The sequence below is a fragment of the Streptomyces sp. TLI_105 genome (genome assembly GCF_900105415.1).
GTDB lineage: Bacteria > Actinomycetota > Actinomycetes > Streptomycetales > Streptomycetaceae > Streptomyces.
On the sequence record NZ_FNSM01000001.1, the window covers coordinates 7,245,480 to 7,266,502 of the forward strand.

The 21,023-nt window shown below is 74.5% G+C and carries 19 protein-coding genes; 8 read left to right on the plus strand and 11 right to left on the minus strand.

Annotated features, from left to right (window positions below):
- Positions 1–284: 284 nt before the first annotated feature.
- From BLW86_RS33090 to BLW86_RS33100, 3 genes are all read right to left on the minus strand, one after another.
- Positions 285–638, minus strand: coding sequence for a hypothetical protein (locus tag BLW86_RS33090; RefSeq protein WP_093877427.1), 354 nt, complete (start codon positions 636–638; stop codon positions 285–287).
- On the minus strand, positions 635–1,234 hold the full coding sequence (locus BLW86_RS33095) for an RNA polymerase sigma factor (RefSeq protein WP_093877428.1): 600 nt from the start codon (positions 1,232–1,234) through the stop codon (positions 635–637). Before BLW86_RS33095 ends, BLW86_RS33090 begins: the two co-directional genes overlap by 4 nt.
- A gap of 252 nt (positions 1,235–1,486) precedes the next feature.
- Positions 1,487–2,893 carry a MocR-like pyridoxine biosynthesis transcription factor PdxR gene (locus tag BLW86_RS33100; RefSeq protein ID WP_093877429.1) on the minus strand — a complete coding sequence of 469 codons (1,407 nt, stop codon included), beginning with the start codon at positions 2,891–2,893 and terminating at the stop codon, positions 1,487–1,489.
- A 57-nt stretch (positions 2,894–2,950) separates the two neighbouring features.
- On the opposite strand from BLW86_RS33100, the gene BLW86_RS33105 reads away from it, so the two are divergent.
- Complete coding sequence (locus BLW86_RS33105) at positions 2,951–4,213, plus strand: MFS transporter (protein ID WP_093878998.1); 1,263 nt, start codon at positions 2,951–2,953, stop codon at positions 4,211–4,213.
- 76 nt (positions 4,214–4,289) lie between these two features.
- Here BLW86_RS33105 and BLW86_RS33110 read toward each other — a convergent pair whose 3' ends face one another.
- Complete coding sequence (locus BLW86_RS33110) at positions 4,290–4,643, minus strand: PRC-barrel domain-containing protein (protein WP_093878999.1); 354 nt, start codon at positions 4,641–4,643, stop codon at positions 4,290–4,292.
- A gap of 234 nt (positions 4,644–4,877) precedes the next feature.
- On the opposite strand from BLW86_RS33110, the gene BLW86_RS33115 reads away from it, so the two are divergent.
- The 5 genes from BLW86_RS33115 (at position 4,878) to BLW86_RS33135 (ending at position 9,740) form a co-directional block, all read left to right on the plus strand.
- Positions 4,878–5,276, plus strand: coding sequence for a hypothetical protein (locus BLW86_RS33115; RefSeq protein ID WP_256341495.1), 399 nt, complete (start codon positions 4,878–4,880; stop codon positions 5,274–5,276).
- Between the two features lie 81 nt (positions 5,277–5,357).
- Positions 5,358–6,053 (plus strand): DUF6766 family protein, encoded by a 696-nt coding sequence (locus BLW86_RS33120; protein WP_093877430.1) that lies wholly within the window; start codon positions 5,358–5,360, stop codon positions 6,051–6,053.
- 111 nt (positions 6,054–6,164) lie between these two features.
- On the plus strand, positions 6,165–6,935 hold the full coding sequence (locus tag BLW86_RS33125; protein WP_093877431.1) for a YhjD/YihY/BrkB family envelope integrity protein: 771 nt from the start codon (positions 6,165–6,167) through the stop codon (positions 6,933–6,935).
- 133 nt (positions 6,936–7,068) lie between these two features.
- On the plus strand, positions 7,069–8,193 hold the full coding sequence (locus BLW86_RS33130; RefSeq protein WP_093877432.1) for a chitinase: 1,125 nt from the start codon (positions 7,069–7,071) through the stop codon (positions 8,191–8,193).
- Between the two features lie 128 nt (positions 8,194–8,321).
- The gene (locus BLW86_RS33135; RefSeq protein ID WP_093877433.1) at positions 8,322–9,740 is read left to right on the plus strand and encodes an amidase; all 1,419 of its coding nucleotides are present in this window, start codon (positions 8,322–8,324) and stop codon (positions 9,738–9,740) included.
- Here the strand turns inward: BLW86_RS33135 and BLW86_RS33140 are convergent.
- From BLW86_RS33140 to BLW86_RS33170, 7 genes are all read right to left on the minus strand, one after another.
- Entirely contained in the window at positions 9,737–10,198 is a 462-nt protein-coding gene (locus BLW86_RS33140; protein WP_256341496.1) for an SRPBCC family protein, read from the minus strand. The two genes, BLW86_RS33135 and BLW86_RS33140, sit on opposite strands and share 4 nt — an antisense overlap.
- Complete coding sequence (locus BLW86_RS33145; protein WP_093877434.1) at positions 10,195–10,716, minus strand: RNA polymerase sigma factor; 522 nt, start codon at positions 10,714–10,716, stop codon at positions 10,195–10,197. Before BLW86_RS33145 ends, BLW86_RS33140 begins: the two co-directional genes overlap by 4 nt.
- The gene (locus tag BLW86_RS33150; protein WP_093877435.1) at positions 10,703–11,143 is read right to left on the minus strand and encodes a DUF3995 domain-containing protein; all 441 of its coding nucleotides are present in this window, start codon (positions 11,141–11,143) and stop codon (positions 10,703–10,705) included. The genes BLW86_RS33145 and BLW86_RS33150 overlap by 14 nt, the downstream gene beginning before the upstream one ends.
- 106 nt (positions 11,144–11,249) lie before the next feature.
- Positions 11,250–12,545 carry a vWA domain-containing protein gene (locus BLW86_RS33155; protein ID WP_256341497.1) on the minus strand — a complete coding sequence of 432 codons (1,296 nt, stop codon included), beginning with the start codon at positions 12,543–12,545 and terminating at the stop codon, positions 11,250–11,252.
- Positions 12,542–13,792, minus strand: a complete 1,251-nt coding sequence (locus BLW86_RS33160; RefSeq protein ID WP_093877437.1) for an AAA family ATPase — start codon at positions 13,790–13,792, stop codon at positions 12,542–12,544. The genes BLW86_RS33155 and BLW86_RS33160 overlap by 4 nt, the downstream gene beginning before the upstream one ends.
- A gap of 83 nt (positions 13,793–13,875) precedes the next feature.
- Complete coding sequence (locus tag BLW86_RS33165) at positions 13,876–15,318, minus strand: hypothetical protein (protein WP_093877438.1); 1,443 nt, start codon at positions 15,316–15,318, stop codon at positions 13,876–13,878.
- Positions 15,319–15,437: 119 nt separating this feature from the next.
- Positions 15,438–18,656, minus strand: a complete 3,219-nt coding sequence (locus BLW86_RS33170) for an AfsR/SARP family transcriptional regulator (protein WP_256341498.1) — start codon at positions 18,654–18,656, stop codon at positions 15,438–15,440.
- Between the two features lie 174 nt (positions 18,657–18,830).
- Here BLW86_RS33170 and BLW86_RS33175 point away from each other — a divergent pair, with 174 nt between their 5' ends.
- Together BLW86_RS33175 and BLW86_RS33180 are read left to right on the plus strand one after the other, a co-directional pair.
- Positions 18,831–19,379: a hypothetical protein gene (locus BLW86_RS33175; RefSeq protein ID WP_093877439.1), complete on the plus strand. Its 549-nt coding sequence runs from the start codon at positions 18,831–18,833 to the stop codon at positions 19,377–19,379.
- A gap of 39 nt (positions 19,380–19,418) precedes the next feature.
- The gene (locus BLW86_RS33180) at positions 19,419–20,966 is read left to right on the plus strand and encodes an outer membrane protein assembly factor BamB family protein (RefSeq protein WP_093877440.1); all 1,548 of its coding nucleotides are present in this window, start codon (positions 19,419–19,421) and stop codon (positions 20,964–20,966) included.
- Positions 20,967–21,023 lie beyond the last annotated feature (57 nt).

Genomic DNA, 21,023 nt, shown 5'->3' on the forward strand with positions numbered 1-21,023 from the left:
CCCGTGAAGCACGATCAACGGCGTTGCCGACTCGGCGGCCCTGCCAGTCTCAATCTCGTTTTGGACCCTAGCACCGAGGCGGCGCTCCGTAAACCAATGGCCAGGGCAGGGGAGTTGTATGCAAAACGAATGTGATGGGTAATCAAAGGAGCGCTTTGAGGGGGCTTTTCGGGGGGTCGTTTCACGCCATTTTGACGCATGGCTGAAGCCTCCCGACCCGGTGACACCACCTCCGGCAGGAGGGTGGACGCCGGACCGGGGCAGGAGGCCGGAAGCCGCGGACCCTACTTGGCCTTCGCCGCCGGGTCGGCCTTGGTGAGCGTGCAGACGCCGTCCACGCACTGGCGCTCCAGACGGCCCCGCGAGATGGTCTGCGCCAGGCCGACCATCCAGCAGGTGGGGCAGCCGCGGAAGGCGATGAGGGCCAGCGGGGCCGCCAGCAGGGTGGCCGGGCCGGCGACGGGCACCATCGCGATCGAGCCGATGATGAGCCCGAAGCCGATGACGCCGCGCGCCAGGTGGCGCGGGACGGACTTGCTGGCGAAGTTCGGCGCCGCGGACGGTGCGGTGACCGCGGACGGTGCGATGACCGGGGACTTCGTGCCCTCGGGGGGCTTCACGATGTTCACGGTGTTCATGGGCGTGAGTCTCCTTCGACTGGTCGGTCGATGGCTTGATCTGGTGCCTGGTCGGTCGCTTCCAGCGCGTGACGCAGTGCCGCGCGTGCTCTGTGCAGCCGTGACTTCATCGCGGCGGTGCTCAGGCCGAGCGTGTGGGCGACGGTCCTGCCCGGCAGGCCCTGCACATCCCGCATGATCAGGACCTGCCGCTGCTCACGGGGAAGGGCGCTGACCGCGGCCGCGATCCGCTCCACCTCCAGCCTGTACAGCACGGCCTCCTCGGCGGACGGCTCCGCGCATGCCTCCGGCTCGGCCGAGGGCTCGTCGCGCATGGCGATGAGCAGCCTCACCTGCCGGAGGCATTCGTTGCGGACGATCCGGAACATCCACGAGGCAAGCGCGCCGGTGGCCCGCAAGGTGCCGATCTTCCGGTAGAGGATGATCAGCGCCTCTTGTGCCGCGTCCTCCGCGTCCTGCGGCGAGGCGCACAGGGATATGGCGAACTTGCGCACATGCGGCTGCGATTCCATGACGACGGTGGTGAGCGACGTGACGTCGCCGTCCTGAGCGGCCTTGATCAGCCGCTCGTCAGGCCAGGAGAAGCGTTGGTTCATGTGCTACTCATACCGGAAGGCGCCCCGTGCACAGGCGCTGGTCAGGTGCGGCTCTTGTTGAAGCGTCGCATCAGGTGCCAGCTGCACGCACCCACGAGCACGACACCGACCACGATGATGGCAGTCCACATGGTTACTGTTCCCTCCGTGTTCCTCCGGCCCGTTCGGCCGGTGCACACATAAGAGACGGGGAGGTCCCGAGAGGATTCGCCTCCCGCCGAAGTTTTTTTTCGAACCGGTCCGAGGCGCGCGCTACCGGCCGCCGAGGAGGTCGCCGACAGCCGCGAGACCTGCGGTGATGGCACGCTCGCCCACGTTGCCGAAGCCCAGGACCAGCCGCACCGGACCCGGCGCGTGCGAGGCGCGGCAGGCGCTCATGCCGTAGAGGCCGACGGACCGGGCACGGGCGGCGGCGACGAGGGCCTGCTCGTCGGTCGGCCCGGCGAGCCGGGCGACCGCGTGGAAGCCCGCCGCGAGGCCGGTCACCCCGACCTCGGGGGCGTGCTCGGCGAGGGCGGCCACCAGGGCCGAGCGCCGTGCCGCGTAGGTCGCCCGCATCCGCCGCAGGTGCCGGTCGAAGCGACCGGACTCGATCAGCGTCGCGAGGGCGAGCTGATCGAGCGTGGGCGACCCGCGGTCGCTCAGCTGCTTCTGCTCGACGATCGCCCCGGTGAGCGCGGCCGGACACAGCATCCATCCGATGCGCAGCGCCGGCGCGAGGGACTTGCTCACGGTGCCCAGGGAGATCACACGGTCCGCGGCCAGCCCCTGCAGGGCGCCCACCGGCCCGCGGTCGTAACGGAATTCGGCGTCGTAGTCGTCCTCGACGATCACCGCGTCCCGGCTCCTGGCCCACTCGATCAGCGCGAGCCGGCGCTCGGGTGCCAGGGCGACACCGGTGGGCCACTGGTGCGCGGGGGTCACGACGACGGCGCGGGCGTCGGTCGCGGCGAGGGCCCGCACGTCGATGCCGAGCTCGTCGACCGGTACGGGGACCGCCGACATGCCCGCCCAGGACGCGGCCGAGGAGACCGTGGCCGGTGAACCGGGGTCCTCGTACGCCACCGTGCGGACACCCGCCCCGGCCAGGGCGCGCAGGGCCAGGCCGAGGCCCTGCGCGTAGCCGGTGCAGACCACGATCCGTTCCGGATCCGCCGCGGCGGCGCGCACCCGCCGCAGATATCCGGCGAGGACCTCGCGGAGCTCCGCGCTGCCGCGCGGATCCCCGTACCCCAGCGCCGACTTCGGCATGGCGCGTGCCGCCTCGCGGGTGGCCCACAGCCAGTCCGCGAGGGGGAATCCGCTCAGGTCCGGGACGCCCCAGGTGAAGTCGGCCAGGAGGCGAGAGGGGGCCGACGGCGCCGATGCGGCCGCCGCCGGCGGCGCCGCGCCGGTGGCGACCCGGGTGGCGGAGCCGACGCGGGTCACGAGGTACCCCTCGGCCTGGAGTTGGGCGTAGCACTCCTGCACGAGACCGCGTGAGACCCCGAGCATCCGGGCGAGTTCACGGGAGGACGGCAGTCGTTCGCCCACCCGCAGCCGCCCGGTCCGGACGGCGTCCCGCAGCCGGAGTTCCAGCTGGGTCCGCAGCGGCTCGCCGCTGTCCCGGTCGACGACCAACAGCAGCTCGGGCGAGAGACCGGACCACTCCAGAGGCATGGAATCGGATCTTACTGAGGACCCGCCCGGCCCCCTAGCGTCACCTGGGTGACCAAGATGCTCAACTCCCAAGCGGAAGGCGCCGGTTCGCGGCCGCCCCTGGTGACGCGGCCCCTGCTGCTGCGCTTCGTCTCGATCATCGGCGCCTCGACGAGCTTCTATCTGCTCCTGTCGGTCGTCCCCCTCTACGCCGAGGCGACCGGAGGGGGCCGCGGAAACGCCGCCGGTCTCACCACGGGCGCGCTGATGCTGGCCACGGTCGGGGGCGAGCTGGCCACTCCCCGGCTCGTCGCCCGCTTCGGCTACCGCCTCGTCCTGGTGGCGGGACTCCTCCTCCTCGGCGCGCCCGCGTTCGCGCTCACCGCTTCCGGCGGCGCGGTCTGGATCACGGCGGTCTGCCTCCTGCGCGGGCTGGGCTTCGCGTTCGCGGTCGTCGCGGGCGGCGCCCTGACGGCCTCGCTCATCCCGGCCGAGCGCCGTGGGGAGGGGCTGGCGCTCGTCGGCATCGTGACCGGGGTCCCCTCGCTGGTGGCGCTCCCGCTCGGGGTGTGGCTGGTGGCGCACGTGGGGTACGGGCCGGTGTTCGCCGCCGGGGCCGTGGCCGCGCTGGCCGCCGTCGCCTCGGTTCCGGGCCTGCCGGACCGCGATCCGGACCGCGATCCGGACCGCGATCCGGACCGGGGCCCGGAGCGGCCGATCGGGGTGACGGCGGGGTTCCGTACGCCCGCGCTGTCACGACCTGTCCTCGTCTTCTCCGTCACCGCGCTCGCCGCCGGGATCCTCGTCACCTTCCTCCCCCTCGCCGTGCCGTCGGCCTCCGGGGGCGTCGTCGCCACGGCCCTGTTCGCCCAGACCGCGGCGGCGACCGGGGCCCGCTGGGTCGCCGGCCGGCACGGCGACCGACACGGGCCGGCCGCGCTCCTCGTCCCCGGCCTCGTCGTCGCGGCCGTGGGAACGCTGCTCACCTCCCTCACCCACAGTCCGGTCGCCGTCGTCATCGGCGTGGCCCTGTTCGGGGTCGGCTTCGGCGTCACCCAGAACAGCACCCTGACGCTGATGTACGCGCGTGCCCCCGCCTCGGGTTACGGAACGGTCAGCGCCCTGTGGAACTTCGCCTTCGACGCGGGCATGGGCGTCGGGGCCGTCGGCTTCGGGTTCCTCGCGGGCCGGACCGGCTACCCGTGGGCGTTCGCGCTCACCGCCGTCCTGATGCTCACGGCCCTCGCCCCGGCCTGGCGCGACCGCCGGACGAAGGGCGTGGTGGGCCCTGGCCGCGACGGGCCGGGGGAGCAGGGGGAGGACTCGTCCGGCGGACGGTGACGCACGCACGTCCGGTCCCTCACGGCCGGGTGCGGCGGCACCCGGTCGGGCCCCGCGCGGCTCCGGCCGGCCGTCCTCACATGTGCGGCTGGCCGTAGTACCGGGTGAACTGCTCCAGATAGTCGGGTTCGCCGCCGTGCTTCGCCTCGTCGAAGTCGGGGGCCGCCTCGATCTGCTCCTTCGTGCGGTCCACGTACACCTTCTTCTCGGCGGTGTCGATCAGCTCGATCGTCCCGGCCGGGAGCAGCACCCGTCTGCCGAAGATCCAGATCCCGACGTCGACGACCAGGTAGGACGAGCCGACGTCCTCGGAGTGCTTGTCGATCTTCCCGATGGCGCCGTCCGTGGCCTCGACCTTGTAGCCGACGAGGTCGACGCCCTGCCGGTACCCCGTGCTCGGGCGGTAGTTCCAGATGTCGAACTCGCTCATGGCGGCACCCCTCTCCGTCTCCATCCTCCCGTGGTCCACCGGCGCACGCACGTCGTCGTCCGCGGCGGCCCGGACGGGGCGTTCACCCGTTCGGCCTCCGGCACTTGCCGAGGCCGCCCGCGGCGCAAGGCTGGAAGGGTGAGAGCCTCCCTGTTCCTGCGAGTTCCTCCGCCCCCGCGCGTCCCCCCGCTCCGACGGGTGCCTCCGCTCCGGCGGGCCCCCCAGCTCCGGCGCGTGCCGCTGCTCCTCGGAGCGGTGGCGGCCGTGGTCGCCCTGTCCGGCTGCGGCGCGTCGCAGGCACGCCAGGACGGGGCGACCCGGACGGGCCGGTTCTTCGAGGAGTCCCTCGGGTCCGGGAACTTCCGGGTGGCCTGCGAGCTGCTCGCTCCCGAGAGCCGCGATCAGCTCGAAGAGGGGGAGAAGAAGCCCTGCGCGCAGGCCCTGGCCTCGCAGGACCTGCCGCGTGGCGGGGGAGTGCGGAGCGTGGACGTCCACGGCAGGCAGGCGCTGCTCCGCCTCAACGGCGACACGCTGTTCCTCTCGCAGTTCGACGAGGGGTGGCGGGTCACCGCCGCCGGATGCGCGCCCGAACCGGGCGACACGCCGTACAGCTGTGTACTGAAGGGGGCATGATGTGAAGACCCTGTTCGTGGCGTGCGTGGTGACCATCGTGGGCGGCCTCGCCTACTTCACCGCGATCGGGATGATGCAGCGGTGACGGCCGACCGGTCCCGGGAACGCGGGTTCTGGCGGTCGAACAGCCTCACCCTCTGTTTCGGGGCGGCCTTCCTGATCGTCCTGGGCGCCCAGGCGGTCTCCGGGCGCGCGGAGTTCAACGAACAGCTCGCCGTCCAGGGGCTCCAGCAGATCGGTTTCGGCGACTACCTGATGTCCTCGGACTTCGCCGTCGACGTCACCGAGAACTGGCAGTCGGAGTTCCTGCAGTTCTTCCTCTACATCTTCGGCACGGTCTATCTGCTCCAGCGCGGCTCGCCGGAGTCCAAGGAACTGCACAAGGCGGGTACGGAGAGCGAACGGGACCAGCGCATGGGTGACCACGCGCGGCCGGACTCGCCCCGCTGGGCGGCCACGAAGGACTGGCGGCAGGCCGTCTACTCGCGGTCGCTCGGGCTCGTCATGGCCGTCTTCTTCCTGCTGTCCTGGCTGGCCCAGTCGGTCTCCGGCGCGGCCGCCTTCAACGAACTGCGGCTGCGGCAGCTCCAGGCCCCCGTCTCCTGGCCCTCCTACCTCGCCTCCGCCGACTTCTGGAACCGGTCCCTGCAGAACTGGCAGTCGGAACTCCTGGCCGTGGCGTCGATGGCCATCCTCTCCGTCTACCTCCGCCAGCGCGGTTCCCCCGAGTCCAAGCCCGTCGGCGCCTCGCACGAGGCCACCGGCGTCGAGGGCTGACGCCGGCGCCGGACCGCCCCGCTGGTCGCCGGCGCGGGGCGGTCCTGCCGTGGAAGGACGGTCTCCCGTCCCGCCGGGCGATGGCCCCGGGCCGGGCGGACGCGGAGGGCGATCCGCCGCTTCCGGGCCGGGCACCGATGGGCGCCGGCCAGGGACCTCGACCTGTGGCAGCGCTCGCTGGGGTTCGCGGCACTCTCCTTCCTCACGCTGGTGCCGCTCCTGATCGTCGTGTCGGCGGCGGGTGCGGGCAGCGGGAAGGGGTTCGCGCAGTGGCTCAGTGACGGCATCGGGGTCTCGGACGCCGCCAGGGCCGAGATCGAGCGGCTGTTCGCGCTGCCGGGCCAGGTGCGGCGGACCACGACGGCGTTCGGCCTGGCCCTGCTCACCGTCTTCGGCATCACGTTCGGCACGGCGGTGCAGAGCGGGTACGAGAAGGTCTGGGACCTCCCTCCGGCCCACTGGAGGGCCCGATGGCGGCACGTGCTGTGGCTCGCCGTGCTCATCGGGGTCCTCTACCTCTTCGCGGTCTTCCCGTTCTGGCGGGAGACCCCGGTGAGCGACGCCGTCACGCTGCTGATCGGCGCGCTGTTCTTCTGGTGGTCGCAGCGGCTGCTGCTCGACGGACGCGTCCCGTGGGTCGCCCTGCTGCCCGGGGCGGTGTGCACCACGCTCGGCCTGCTCGGCCTGAGGGTCTTCTCGCGGCTCGTCTTCTCCCCGCTGATCGCGTCCAGCGCCGTCACGTACGGCCCGTTCGGCGCGTTCCTCGTCATCCAGACCTGGCTCGTCGCGGTGGGCGTCGTCGTGTTCGGCGGCGCGCTCACGGGCCGCCTGATCGACGAGGAGCTGCCCCGCGTGGCGCACGCGCGGAAACGGCGGCGGTGACGGCCTGGCGCTCACCATCGGAGCCGTAACTCCCTTGTGTGTGCGGGTGGTTGACGAAAGGTCTGGACCAACTTACGGTCTCCTGGAGCGCGCGCCACGTCCAGGACCACCCCCCACGTCCCCAGGAGCACGCATGCCAGGCCCCCGGATCACCCGTGTCCTCGGAGCGGGGCTCGCCACCCTGCTCGCCGCCGCCGTCCTCGCGGGCCCCGCCGCCGCCGAGGACGCGAGGCCCGCCCCGCCCCCGTCGTCCGCCGCCGAGGACGCGAAACCCGCCTCCTCCCCGTCGTCCGCCGCCGCGGACACCTGCGCCCTCAAGCCGAAGCCCGCCGGGAAGGTGCTCCAGGGGTACTGGGAGAACTGGGACGGCTCCGCCAACGGCGTCCACCCGCCGTTCGGCTGGACGTCCATCGACGACCCGCGTTTCGCCGCCCACGGCTACAACGTCGTCAACGCCGCGTTCCCCGTGATCCGCTCGGACGGGACCGTGCTGTGGGAGGACGGGATGGACAGCACCGTCCGCGTCGCCACCCCCGCGGAGATGTGCCGGGCCAAGGCGGCCGGGGCGACGATCCTGATGTCGATCGGGGGCGCCGCCGCCGGGATCGACCTGAGCTCCCGCGCCGTCGCCGACCGCTTCGTCGAGACCGTCGTGCCCCTCCTGAAGACGTACAACTTCGACGGGATCGACATCGACATCGAGACCGGTCTCGTCGGCAGCGGCAGCATCGGCACCCTGTCCACCTCGCAGGCCAACCTGGTGCGCATCATCGACGGGGTCCTGGCCCGCATGCCCGCGGGCTTCGGGCTGACGATGGCGCCGGAGACCGCGTACGTCACCGGCGGCAGCGTGGCCTACGGGTCGATCTGGGGCGCGTACCTGCCGATCGTCAAGAAGTACGCGGACAACGGGCGCCTGTGGTGGCTGAACATGCAGTACTACAACGGCAGCATGTACGGATGCTCCGGCGACTCCTACTCCGCCGGCACGGTCGCCGGGTTCATCGCCCAGACCGACTGCCTGAACCGCGGACTCGTCGTCCAGGGCACCACCGTCAAGGTCCCGTACGACAAGCAGGTCCCCGGTCTCCCGGCCCAGCCGGGCGCCGGCGGGGGACACCTGGCGCCGTCGGCGGTGGCCCAGGCCTGGAACCACTACGGCGGCTCGCTCAAGGGCCTGATGACCTGGTCGGCCAACTGGGACGGCTCGAAGGGCTGGACCTTCGGCGACAACGTCAAGACCCTCCAGGGCCGCTAGGACCCCCTAGGACCCGCCTTTCGGGGCAGATCCCGGTCGCACACGAGCGGCCTCGACCCCTCGCCTGTTACCCGCTGGTAGGCAATGATGGTGGGCGACCATCCACACGGCCGGGGGCTGAGGCAGCGGTGAAGACTTTCGACGAACGGACCAGGGTGCACGCCTTCCGGGACGACGCCCTGGGAGAACACGACGCCGTCGGACTCGCCGAGGCGATCCGGCGCGGCGAGGTCGGCGCCGCCGAGGCCGCCCGGGACGCGGCCGAGCGGGTACGGGCCGTCGAGGAACGGCTCCACGCCGTCCAGACGCACGTCGATGCCCCCGTGCCCGGTGCCGCGACCGGCGGCGCCTTCGCGGGCGTCCCGACCTTCGTCAAGGACAACACCGACCACCAGGGGCTGCCCACCGGCCACGGCAGCGCGGCCTTCACCCCGAACCCGGCGCGACGGCACGCGCCCTTCGCCCGGCAGTTCCTGAGCACCGGCGTCACGGTCCTCGGCAAGACCCGGCTGCCCGAGTTCGGCTTCAGCCCCACCACGGAGTACGAGGCCGCCGAACCCGTCCGCAACCCGTGGAACACCGGCCACTCCGCGGGCGGCTCCTCCGGCGGCAGCGCGGCGCTCGTCGCCGCCGGAGCGGTGCCGATCGCCCACGCCAACGACGGCGGCGGCTCCATCCGGATCCCCGCCGCCGCCTGCGGGCTCGTCGGCCTCAAGCCCACCCGGGGCAGGGTCGTGCCCAACGCCCAGAGCCACCGACTGCCCCTGGACCTCGTCGCCGACGGCATCGTGAGCCGCTCCGTACGGGACAGCGCCGCGTTCCTCGCCGCCGCCGAGACGTACTGGCGCAACCCGAAGCTGCCGCCCGTGGGCCTGCTCGAAGGGCCCTCCGGACGGCGCCTTCGCATCGGATTCCTCCTCGACTCGCCGAACGGCGTCACCTCCGACACCGTCACCCGGGAGGCCGTCACGGAGACGGCGACGAGGCTCGAACGGCTCGGCCACAGCGTGGAACCCGTCGAGATGACCATCGACCCGCGCTTCACCGAGGACTTCCTCACCTACTGGGGAATGCTGTCGTTCCTCCTCGGCGCCACCGGCCGGAGCCTCGGCGCGGACTTCGACCGGCACCGCATGGACGGCCTCAGCCGCGGCCTGCGCGCCACCTACCTGGAGAACTGGCGGAGCACCCCGGGCGTGCTGCGGAGGCTGAAGCGCACGAAGGTGGCGTACGCGGCGGCGTTCCGCGGACTCGACCTCCTCCTCACCCCCGTCCTCGCCCACCCCGCGCCGCCGATCGGCCATCTCGCACCGACCGTCCCGTACCAGGCGCTCGTCGAACGGATCCTCGCGTACGTCGCGTTCACCCCGGTCGACAACGTCGTCGGCACCCCGTCGATCTCGCTGCCCAGCACCCGGACGACGGACGACGGACTGCCCGTCGGCGTCATGTTCTCCGGCCGCCCCGGCAGCGAACGGACCCTGCTCGACGCGGCGTTCACCCTGGAGGCGGACCGGCCGTTCCGCCGGATCCAGGACACCCCCTAGCCGTCCTGACGGACGACCCGTTCGGCGAGGCGCGCCATGGCACGCTCCAGCTCCCGGCGCGCCCCGAACGGGACCAGCGCGGCGCGCCCCGGGACGCGGACGCCGCCGGTGAGCGCCACCCGGGTCCGGCCGCCCTCGTCCACCGCCGCCATCCCGATGACCAGGAACCGGCTCTGCAGCCAGCACCAGCCCGGCCGCAGCACGCCGTGGAAACGGGCCCGCAGGCCGTGACGGCTGCGGGCGAGGGCCTCCACCCGGTCACCGTCCCTGCGCAGCACCCGCACCGACCGCATGTCGGGCTGGAACTCCCCGAAGCCGCCCTCCAGATCACCCATGACGCCCCACACCACGTCGAACGGCGCCGGGATCACCCGCTCCACGATCCGCGCGCCCCGGACGCCGGCGCCCATGGCCCGCAGCCGCCGCACGTCGTCGATCATCGCCTCATCGCCGTTCACGCGGACCACGCCCTTCGGAAGCTCTGCCGTGCCCGGTGCAACCGGGACTTCGCCGTGCCGGCCGGCACCCCGAGGAGCGCCGCCGCGGCCTCCTCTTCCATCCCCTCGACGTCCCGCAGCACGAGCACCGCCCGGTGCGCGGGCGACAGCCGGGCCAGGACGTCGTCGATGTCGGCGGCCAGCTGCGGATCGCCCCGCTCAGGCACGTCCGGGAGCTCCGCGGGCCGCGCCCGCGCCGCCCGCCGGGCGACCCGCACCGCCTCCCGTACGGAGATCGCCCGCACCCACCCGTACAGCGCCTCCGGCTCCCGCAGCGACCGCAGCGAGGTGAAGACGGCGACCAGGGCCTCCTGGGTGGCGTCCGGTCCGTCGTCCAGGGCGATGGGCCGGCAGATCCGGGCGATGTACGGAGTGAGGTGGTCGAGCAGGTCGTGCAGGGCCAGGGTGTCGCCGCGCCGGGCGGCCCGGACGAGCGCGACGCCCCGGTCGACGGGACCCGCGGCCTCAGCGGGCGGCACGCAGGGCCGTCCAGCCGAAGACCAGGCTCAGCGGCGTGTACAGCAGCGCGTTCAGCCAGGGGAAGGCCGCCCCGGAGCCGTCCCGGCCGACGACGATCCACACCAGACCGGCCGCCCCGCGCAGCAGCATCCCGCAGGCCACGGCGTACGTGACGAGGCGCGGGACCCGGCGGCCGCGCACCCCGCGCGCGTGCGCGGCCACGGCCACCGCGGCGCCCCCCTCGAGGACGGCCAGCGGCAGCACCACCGCCGGCCCGAAGGACACGACGCTGCCGAGGACGGCGAGCGAGAGGCCCCGCTCGTCGGCGGCCGGCCAGGTCAGGCCGGTCGCCCAGTAGACGTGCGCCAGCGCGAGGACGGCGAGCAGCACGGCGACGGCACGCCCGCCGGCCGCCGCACGAGGCCGCTGGATGTCGATGACCGCCATGGGGTCCCCTCCGTATCGGAATGGTGAACGAGCCCGGATCCGGCGCCCCGTGACGCCGACACCTGAAGGAGGACCCGAACCGGGCGGGGGTTCCCTGTGATCCGGCTCACGTACGCCCGGCCGCCTCCCCGATGTCGACCACCCGGGCCCAGTCCGGCGGTCCGGTCGGCACGTGATCGGGGTCGTCCTCGCTCCAGGAACGGGACGGTCGCGCGCGAGGGAACAGGCCCACCACCGTCCGGCAGGCCGGCCGCGCGGCCGGCCACGGCGTCTGACCGTCGGTCAGGACCACGAGCACGTCCGGGCGCGGGCGCGCCCGCAGAGCCGCGGCGAAACCGGTACGGAGATCCGTACCGCCGCCGCCCATCAGCGGGATGCCCTCCGCTCGGCACAGCGGATGGACGATCCGCGCCGCCGCGTCGCACGGCAGCACGGTGACCAGGTCACGCCGGCCGCCCACCGCCCTGGCGATCGCCGCGACCTCCAGGAGCGCGCTGCCCAGCTCGGCGTCGCTGACGGAACCCGAGGTGTCGATGACGACGGAGACCCGAGGAGGGCTGCGCCGCAGACTCGGCAGCACCGCTCGGGGCACGGAGACCGAGCGGCGCGACGGCCGCCCGTACGAGTAGTCGCCCCCGGCACCGGAACCTTGGGCCGCCGACCTGACGGCCGCTCCGAGCAACTCCCGCCACGCCTGCGGCGGATGGAAAGCCTCCTCGGCCCACCGCCGCCACCCCGCCGGTGTGTTGCCCGGCCGGCCGGTGATGGCCCGGGCCACCCGGAACCGTACGGCGTCCTGTTCCTGGGTGCTCAGCCCCTCGGCACCGTCCGCTCCGAGGTCCCAGGCCCGTTCGAGACCGTCGGCGCCGCTGCCGCAGTCCAGCCAGCCCGCGTCCCTGGTCCGCGGACCGAGCTGGAACTGCCGCAGGTAGTCCTCCATGAGCTCCCCCTCGGGAAGCCCGAGGAGCCCCGGATGCACGGCCCCCTCGGGCATGGGCAACCCGTCGCCGAACACATCGTCGTTGATCTCGCAGTCCGCGGCGATGTTCATCCGCAGCCGCTCGCCCGGACCCGTGAGACCGCGCTCCCGCGCCACCCGGTCGCTGCGCCCGTGGTGGTCGCGGAGCAGATGCGTCACCTCGTGCACCCACACCCCGGCGAGCTCCTCCACCGGGGTACGGTCGACGAACGCGGGCGAGACGTAGCAGCGCCAGTGACGGTCCACCGCCATCGTCGGCACCTCCCCCGACTCCACGGTGCGCAGGGCGAACAGCGCGGTCGCCAGATACGGCCGGACCCGTACGGCGCGCAGCCGGGCCGCGTACAACTTCTCCAGATCCAGCGCGCCCGCCCCGCCGGCCGACTTCGCCTCCCTGCCCGTCATGTCCGTGCCCGGCCTCATCGCCCCGTCCCCGCGCCGGCCGCAGCTGCCGCCACCCGGTCGCCCGCCCGGTCCGCGCGCCGGGCCAGGGACACGACGCCGGCGAGCCGCTCGATGGCCGCCGGAACGTCCCAGTCCTCGCGGCGCAGCCCCGCAAGCGTCGTCGCCGGTGCGACCACCAGGTCCGGGGCTCCCGACTCCAGGGCCCGCGCCAGCAGTGCCCACGCCGCGTCCCAGCGGGCCTTCTCCGGGCGCCGGCCGACCGCCTCGACGACCCCTTCGAGGGCCGCTTGGCGGCGGTCTCCGCGCTCGGGCAGCTCGGCCCCCTCGGGGTCGGCGAGGAGAAGTTCGGGATCCGGGAGGTCCATCCGGTCGATCCAGGCCAGGAGTTCGAGCCCCGGCCCGTCCCCGACGGCCCCTCTCACCAGCTGCGAGAGCACGTCCCGCGAGACACCCGCGGCGGTCGCGAAGGCGATGAGCCGCAGCGCCATCTCCCAGCTCCGGGGCGAGGGCCAGGGGCCGCCCCGCAGCGCCTCGCCGCCGGGCAGCCGGTGGACGAGCGCCGGGCGCGCCGTCAGCAGACCGCAGACCGCCCGCCGGGCGACCTCCACGGCCTCCGTCAGTCTCGCGGGGTCGAGACGGGGGAGCGTGGCACGCGGCCAGACGCCCCCGAGGCCGCGGACCACGACCTCGGCGTCGTGCGCCCACCGCAGATGGACGAAGCGGTTGGCGAGCGGCGGACTCAGCTCCCAGCCGTCGGCGGCCGAGGACCGCGGATTGGCGGCGGCGACGATCCGCACGTCGGGCGGGAGGACCAGCGTCCCGATCCGGCGCTCCAGGACGAGCCGGAGCAGGGCCGCTTGGACGGCCGGGGGAGCGGTGGACAGCTCGTCCAGGAACAGCAGGCCCCGGCCGGCGCGGACCAGACGCACGGCCCACTCCGGCGGTGCCATCGGCACACCCTGTTCCGCGGGGTCGTCCCCGAGGACGGGCAGGCCGGAGAAGTCGGTGGGTTCGTGCACGCTCGCGATGACCGTGGTCAGCGGCAGGTCGAGCGAGGCGGCGAGCTGGGTCAGGGCCGCGGTCTTGCCGATGCCCGGCTCACCCCACAGGAGCACCGGCAGATCGGCGGCGACCGCAAGGGTCAGCGCCTCCAGCTGCGGATCGGGTCGGGGCTCGGTGTCGGTGTCGCGCAGGAGGGACAACAGGGCGGCGGAGACGTCGAGTTCGTCGGAGGAGGCCGGGGCGGAGGGCAGGGGTGCGGGCATGGGAGATCACCTGGGGGAGAAGAGAGGGAACGGGTCAGGGAGGAGAGAGGAGCCGGGTTTCCGTCAGCGGGGCGTGGAGTCCGTCAGCGGGACGCAGAAGGGAAAGCGGACGTCGCGTGGCGCGGGTGCGCGCCACGCGTGCGCGTGCGGCGGCTGTCCGGACGCGTCCGGCGCGGGGGTACGGGGAGGGGCACGGGCTCGCGGCCGGGTGCGGGGCCGATGAGCCCGGCCCGGTAGAGCCCGTACGTGACGCGCCGCCGCGCCGCCGTCTCGAGCGCGTCCCGGAGAGCGCCGTCGCGCAGCAGTGCGGCGGGACCGAGCAGGCCCTCGACGACGGCCAGCGCTCCGGCGACGTCACCGTGGACGAGCCGTTCCCGGACACCGGTCAGGCAGTCCGGGCGCCGGTGAGCCTCGTCCACGGCCCGCACGCAGGGCAGCGCGCTGCCGGTCAGCGCCACGAGGAGCTCCTCGCGCCTGAGTTCGGCCGGATCGTGGTCGAGCGGGGTCAGTACGCCGTCGACCAGGCCGATCCGATGCCGGGCGCCCCGGCACTCCACGAGGCGCGGCGCGCCCGCCGCATCGGACGGCCGGGGTGGACCGGGCGGCACGTGGCCGGGTACGAGCGCGGCGGCGACCAGCGGATGCAGCTGCCCGGCCTCGACGAGGCCGGCGCGCAGCAGTTCCAGATCGGGCGGCAGCCAGGTGGCCGCGTCCGGCAGGACGGGCACCGTGGCGAAGTCGCGTCGGGCGGGGGCGGGCCGCAGCGCGGGCCGGGAGGATCCGCGCGTCCCGGACGGGTCGGCGTCCAGGAGGAACCGGTGCCCCTTGCCCAGGCGTACGGCCACCGGGCCCGCGGGTCGCCCCTCGGCGCGCAGCAGGATCGCCGCCTCCTCAGGCCACCGGTCCACGGCGTGGCGGAGCCCGCCGTGAGCCGGATCCTGGTCCGGCGAAGGGAGTTCGCGGGCCGGGCCGTCGGCCCCGCAGCGGCTGCGCAGTTCACCGGCCCGACTCGCGTCCCAGAGATGGCGGTGCAGGTCGAGCCGGAACCGTGGGTGCGGGTGGGGGTGCGGGTGGTGGGACGCGGGGCCGGCGCCGGACGCCGACCGGCCCCAGAGCGTGAGGCTGATCCGCTGCCCGGAGTCGGCCCAGGCGGGCACGGTCCGGACCACCAGGTGCACGGCGCCCGTACCGTCGTGTCCCCCGGTGCCGTACCGGGCGAGGGCGACGGTGAGGCCCGGGCGCAGCAGCCCGTCCGGAGCGGTCCTCGGCATGTGCCAGCGCAGCAGGTCCGGGGCCAGCCGGCGCAGATCGGCCCGCACGCGGGCCGCGAGTTCCGCGCCGTGACCGCGGGCGAGAGCGCGCAGGTCGAGATCGACGTCGACGTGCGCGGCGGCGCAGGCCCCCGCCCAGTCCCCGGCCCGACGGCGGGCTGTCGCGGTCTCGATCATGGAAGGCGGCACGGCGAACTCGCGCACGCGCAGCCAGCGGGAGAGGGGAGAGTCCTCGTACGCGGAGGGAGTGGCCATCAGCACTCACCTTTTGCGGACGGGACCCCCGATCTGTGAAGGGAGTGAGTCGTCATCGCGATCATCGTACGACCTCCTGGCGTCGGGGGCACGGCCTTTTCCGCGCGGGAGGCCCGTGCCTACCGGCCGGGGCCGTCGCCCGGTCCGTCACCCGTGCCGGCCAGCCCGTCGCGTGCCCGGGCGTACTGCTGGGGGTGGTCCCCGGCGCCGGGGAGGGAGAGGGCGGTGCGGAACTCCCGGTGTGCCTCCGCGCGGCGGCCCGCTGCCGCGTAGGTGTCGCCGAGGCGGATGCGGATCTCCATCTCCAGCCAGGTGCTGGTGTGTTCGGTGAGCGTGGACAGGGCCTCGTGGTGGGTGTCGACGGCCGCGCGCAGCCGGCCCCGCCCGTGCTCGGCGGCGGCGAGCCGCGACAGTGCCGCCGCGCGCAGCGTCACGTCCCCCGCCCCCTCCGCGAGGTCGACCGCCCGCCGCAGCAGGGCGGCGCTCTCCGCGGGACGGCCGAGCGCGAGGTGGGCGTCGGCGACGAAGCACAGGGACTGGGCGATCGTCCGGGGCCGGCCGTTCTTCTCGGCGAGGGCGAGGGCCGCGCCGTAGTGGTCGAGGGCCTCCTCGTGCCGTCCCCGCAGGGCGTGGATCGCGCCGAGGTTGCAGGTCGAGACCCCCGTCAGCCAGTCGTCGCCGAGGCCGGCGGCCAGCTCCAGGGCCCGGCGCAGGAGGCCGACGGCCTCCTCGACCCGGCCCAGCGGCCACAGCGCGACGCCCGTCCCGGCGATCGCCCGGGCCTCGTTCCGCGGATCGCCCTGCCCACGGGCGTGCCGCAGGGCCTCCGTGAACCACGTGTGCGCCTGCCGGAACCGCCCCCGGTGGATGTCGACGACCCCCATGCAGGTGCGCAGCGCGGAGCGGAGCCCCCGGTCGTCGGCCAGGTCCGCGCACGGCAGCGCGAGTTCCAGCGCGGCACGTGCCTCAGGGTGGTGGCCCTGCCGGAGCTGGTGGTCGACCAGGGCCTCCGCGAGCAGACAGGCGTGGTCGTACGCGCCCGAGGCGGCGGCTGAGGCCACCACGTCGAGCAGTTCTCCGCCGGCCGCGTCCAGCCACTCCGAGGCCTCCCGCTGGCCGCCGAAGGGAGAACCGGCCGCGCCGGGGGCGGTCGGGAAGGTCTCGGGACCCCAGTCGCCCGCCATCCGGCCGGCCGCGGTGTAGAGCCGCAGGACGGCCGCGCGGTCCGCGGCCGCCTCCTCCGGCGCCGCGGCGGCGAGCTGCCGCGCATGGGCCCGGACGAGATCGTGCAGCCGGTAGCGGCCCGGATGCGGCTCCTGGAGCAGGCTCGCGTCGACCAGGTCCTCCAGGATCCCCTCGGCGTGCGCACGGGGACGGCCCAGCACGGCGGCCAGGCCGAGACCGTCGAAACGGACGGTCGGTACCGCCCCCAACGCCCGGAAACCCCGCCGCAATTCGGGTTCCAGCCGGTCGTACGAGAGCCGGAAGGCGGCCTCCACGCTGCGGTCCTCCGCCCGCAGCTCGCCGAGACCGCGCACGTCGTCCGACATCCGCCCGGCCAGGAACGCCAGGGTCCACGACGGGCGGTTCTGCAGCCGGGCGCTCGCGATCCGCAGGGCCAGCGGCAGACCGGCGCAGCGCCGGGCGAGTTCCAGGGCGGCCTCGGGCTCCCGGTCCGCCCGCGACTCCCCGAGGAGCGTGCGCAGCAGACCGACCGCGTCACCGGTGCCCAGCGGCTCCACGGTGAGCCGCACATCGGCGTCCAGGCCGGGCAGGCGCTGCCGACCCGCCACGAGGACGCGGCTTCCCGGCCCCGCGGGCAGCAGCGGACGGACCTGCTCGGCGCTCCGGGCGCCGTCCACGACGAGCAGCAGCCGCAGCCCGCTGGTGGCCGCGCGCCAGGCCGTGACCAGGTCCGCCAGGCCGTCCCCCGCATCCATGTCGCCCGCATCCGAGGGGAGTTCCTCGCCCGCGCCCCGTACCGTGCGGAGCAGCCGGCGCAGGGCCCGGTGCGGGCCGGCGCTCTCGTCTGCGGCGCCGTACGCCTCCAGATCCACGAACAGGCACCCGTCGGGGTGCTCGTCGGACAGCGCCCACGCGGCCCGCACGACCAGAGCGGTCTTGCCGACGCCCGCCGTCCCGTCCAGGGTCATCACGGACACCGCTCCCGGGTGCGCGGCGGCGGTGAGAACCGCGAGCTCCGCCTCGCGCCCCACCAGGCAGGCGATGTCTCCGGGGAGTTCGTTGCGCCGGGGGCGGGGGAGCCCGACACCGGACCGAACGGATTCGTCGCCGTTCCCGTCCTCGCCGGGGAGGGCCGGCCCTGCGGTGTCCCCGCCCGCGCCGGGACGGGCCGGTCCTTCGCCGTTCCCGTCCTTACCGGTGCGGGCCGGTTGTTCGGTGTGTCCGTCCCCGCCGGTGCGGGCCGGTTGTTCGGGGGCCCCGTTCCCGCCACGCCCGCCGTGCTCCGGCGGCGCGTCCCCCACCCCGGGTGCGGCCGACCCCCGGGGCCCCGGCACCCGGCCGAGGAGCAGGGCGTCGTCGCGGCGCAGGACGGCCTGGTGGACGCGTCGCAGGTCCTCGCCGGGTTCCACGCCCAGCTCGTCGAGGAGGCGGGCGCGGGTCTCCCCGTAGACGGCCAGCGCCTCGGCCTGGCGGCCGCTGCCGTACAGCGCGCGCATCCGGAGGGCGGCGAGGGGCTCGTCGTACGGGAGGGCCAGCGGCGCCGCCATGAGGCCGTCCAGGGCCTCCGCGTGGCGCCCGAGCAGGACGAGGCACTCCGCGTGCTCCTGGTGCAGGGCGCGGCGCAGCCGTGCGAGCCGCTGCCGCTCGGTGTCCGCGAGCGGCCCCGGCAGACCGGGCAGGGGCTCGCCACGGAGCAGCGCCAGCGCCCGGCCGCCCGCGTCGAGGGCGGCGACGAGGTCACCCGAGGCCTTCGCCCGCCGGCCGCGGGCCGCTTGCTCGGCGAGCTCGGCGAGGTCGGTGCGGGCCCCGCCGGGCTCGAAGCGGTAGCCGCCGCGCCCGCCGCCGATCACCGACCGGTCCGGCCCGGAGTCCGGCGCGTCCAGTGCCCTGCGGAGCGCGTACACGTAGCTGGGCAGGACGCGGTGGCCCGTGCCCGGCGGTTCGGCGCCCCACACGTCGTCGAGGAGCTGCCGGTACGTCACGAAGCCCGGGGCGCGCAGGACCAGGGCGGCGAGCACCGCCTGCCGGCGGACCGGACCGAGGGCGACCGGGACGTCGCCGCGCAGGGCCCGGACGGGGCCGAGCAGATCGATCCGCAGGGGTCCGCTCGCCTCGGCCGGGCCCGTGCCCCGGCCCGCCGGCTCCACACTCACGTCCTCGCCCCCACGTCCCCCGCACGCGCGGTGCCCGCACCGCTTCCCAAGACCTTCGCTTCAGCAGCATTTCATCGGCCTTCCACCGCGCCGCGCCAGGGTGGCCCCGACGGGTCGGCTGCCGCCGTGGGGGCGGCAGCCGGCCCGCGTCGTCGACAGCAGGGAGACACCGTCATGTCACAGGCCGGCAGCAGGCCCGGCGCGCGGCCCACCCGCCGCGCGGCGCGATGGGAGCGCTACCGGGTGACCCATCCGTTCTCCGCGCGGGACCAGGCGGGTCTGTGGGGGGCGATCGTGGGCGTCGTCGGGCTCGCCGTCCTGCTCGGATGGGCACTCGACATGAAGGGCGGTGTCGTCATCGTGGCGGCGCTCCCCTTCATCATCTCCTGGTACGAGAACCGGCGTACGGCGTTCCAGTTCGACGCGGCCGGCGCCCGGTTCGGCACCGTCCCGCTGCCCTGGAGCGACGTCACCCAGCTGGTCGTGGCCACCCCGGAGGGCGGCACGCACGCCCTGATCGGCGCGCGGCTGCGCCGCGGCGCCTCCCTCCCGGCGGGCGGGACCGTCCTCGCCCACGACCCGGAGATGCCCGCGCCGATCCATGTCGCGGTCCTCCGCGCCAAGTTCGACCTGCGGAAGATGGTGGCCAAGGCGCGCAGGTACGCACCGGCGCACCTCCAGATCGTCGTCGTCGACCCGTCCGGCGAACGCGTAGCGGTGTAGACCCACCGCCGAACAAGGACGAAAGAAGCAGGAAGACCGATGCAGCGCCCGTCGCAGCCCTGGTACGCACCGCGCCCGCCGCAGCAGCCGGTGCCGGGCAACCCGTACGCCCCGGAGGGGTACGCCCCGCCCGGGCCGCCGCCCCGGCGCGGACGCTTCGGCAGGGGGCCGGTCCTCGCCACGGTCCTCGTCGTGCTGCTCCTGCTGGCGGGCGGGGGCGTGTACGCGGCCGGCGGCGGCTGGTGGAGCGGTCCGGCCGCCCCGGTCGCGGAGCCGACCCCGCGCCCCTCCGGGACGCCGAACCCGTCCCGTACCCCCGCCGTCCGCACGCCCGAACCGCAGCACGTCCCGACCTCGGACGAGATCAACGCGGGCCGCGGGCCGGGGGACGCGACGGCGTGGGTCGTCGACGACCGGACGGACCTGCCCCGGCGCTCCATCGAGGTCCGCGACCTGTGGACCGTCGGCGACACCGTCGTCCAGGCCCTCTACAAGAAGGTCACCGCCCACCGCCTCTCGGACGGCGCCGAGCTCTGGACCGTGCACCTGCCCGCGCCCGTCTGCGAGACACCCGCCAATCCCACGCCGGACGGCAAGGTGGTGATCGTCTACCAGAACCGCGAGGCCTGGGCCGGCTACCGCTGCAACCAGCTCCAGATGATCGACCTCAGGACCGGCAGGGCCGGCTGGCACAAACAGCTCGCCGAGACCGGCACGAGGGACGACACGATCATCGTGAACAGCGCCGTGAGCGGCGGCGTCGTCGCCGTCGGCCAGAGCATGAAGGCCGCCGCGTACCGCGTAGGCGACGGGACGAAGCTCTACGACATCCCCGTGGAAGACCCCGGCAAGTGCTACCCCGACGACGTGGCGGGCGGCGCCCGGCTCCTGGTGAAGGCCGACTGCGCGATCAGCGTCGACCGGACGGGGAACTACAGCCGGCTGCGCGCTCTCGACCCGCGCACCGGCAAGGTCCTCTGGCGCTTCCGGACCCGGCCGGGATGGGAGATCGGCAGAGTGCTCTCCGTCGACCCCGTCGTCCTCACCACCTTCCACGCCACGGAGCGCACCGACAACTGGCGAGTCGTCGCCCTGCGCCCGGACGGGAAGCTCCGCACCACCATCGACCCCCGGGCGAAGGGCTTCACCTACTGCGCCGACACCGGCGATTCGGGCGAGGACATCCAGGAGTGCGACGGCACGCTCGTCGGCCCGAACACCGTCTATCTCGGCGGTACGGACCAGGTCGGCGCCTACGACCTCGGCACCGGGAAGCTCGTCTGGGGCATCAAGTCCTCCCTCACCACGCTCCACCCCCTGCACGCGGAGGCGGGCTCGTCCGCGCTCGTCTACGAGGCCGCCACGCCCAGCCGGCCGGGCGGGATCATCCGGCTCGGACCGGGCGGCGTGGACACCGAGAAGCGGATCCTGAACCACCCGGCCTCGGCCGTGTCCACGGAGTACGCCATGCTCGCCGGACACCTCGCCTACGTGAAGGGCCGCATCGTGATCACGCCGTCGGGCGTGAGCGGCGACGACGGCCAGCACCAGGCCCGCATGCTGTCCTTCGCCCCGGCGGCACCGTGAACGGCTCGGACGCCCGCGGTTCGGGTGATCCCGCACGGGGCCGTGCGTACCTCAACT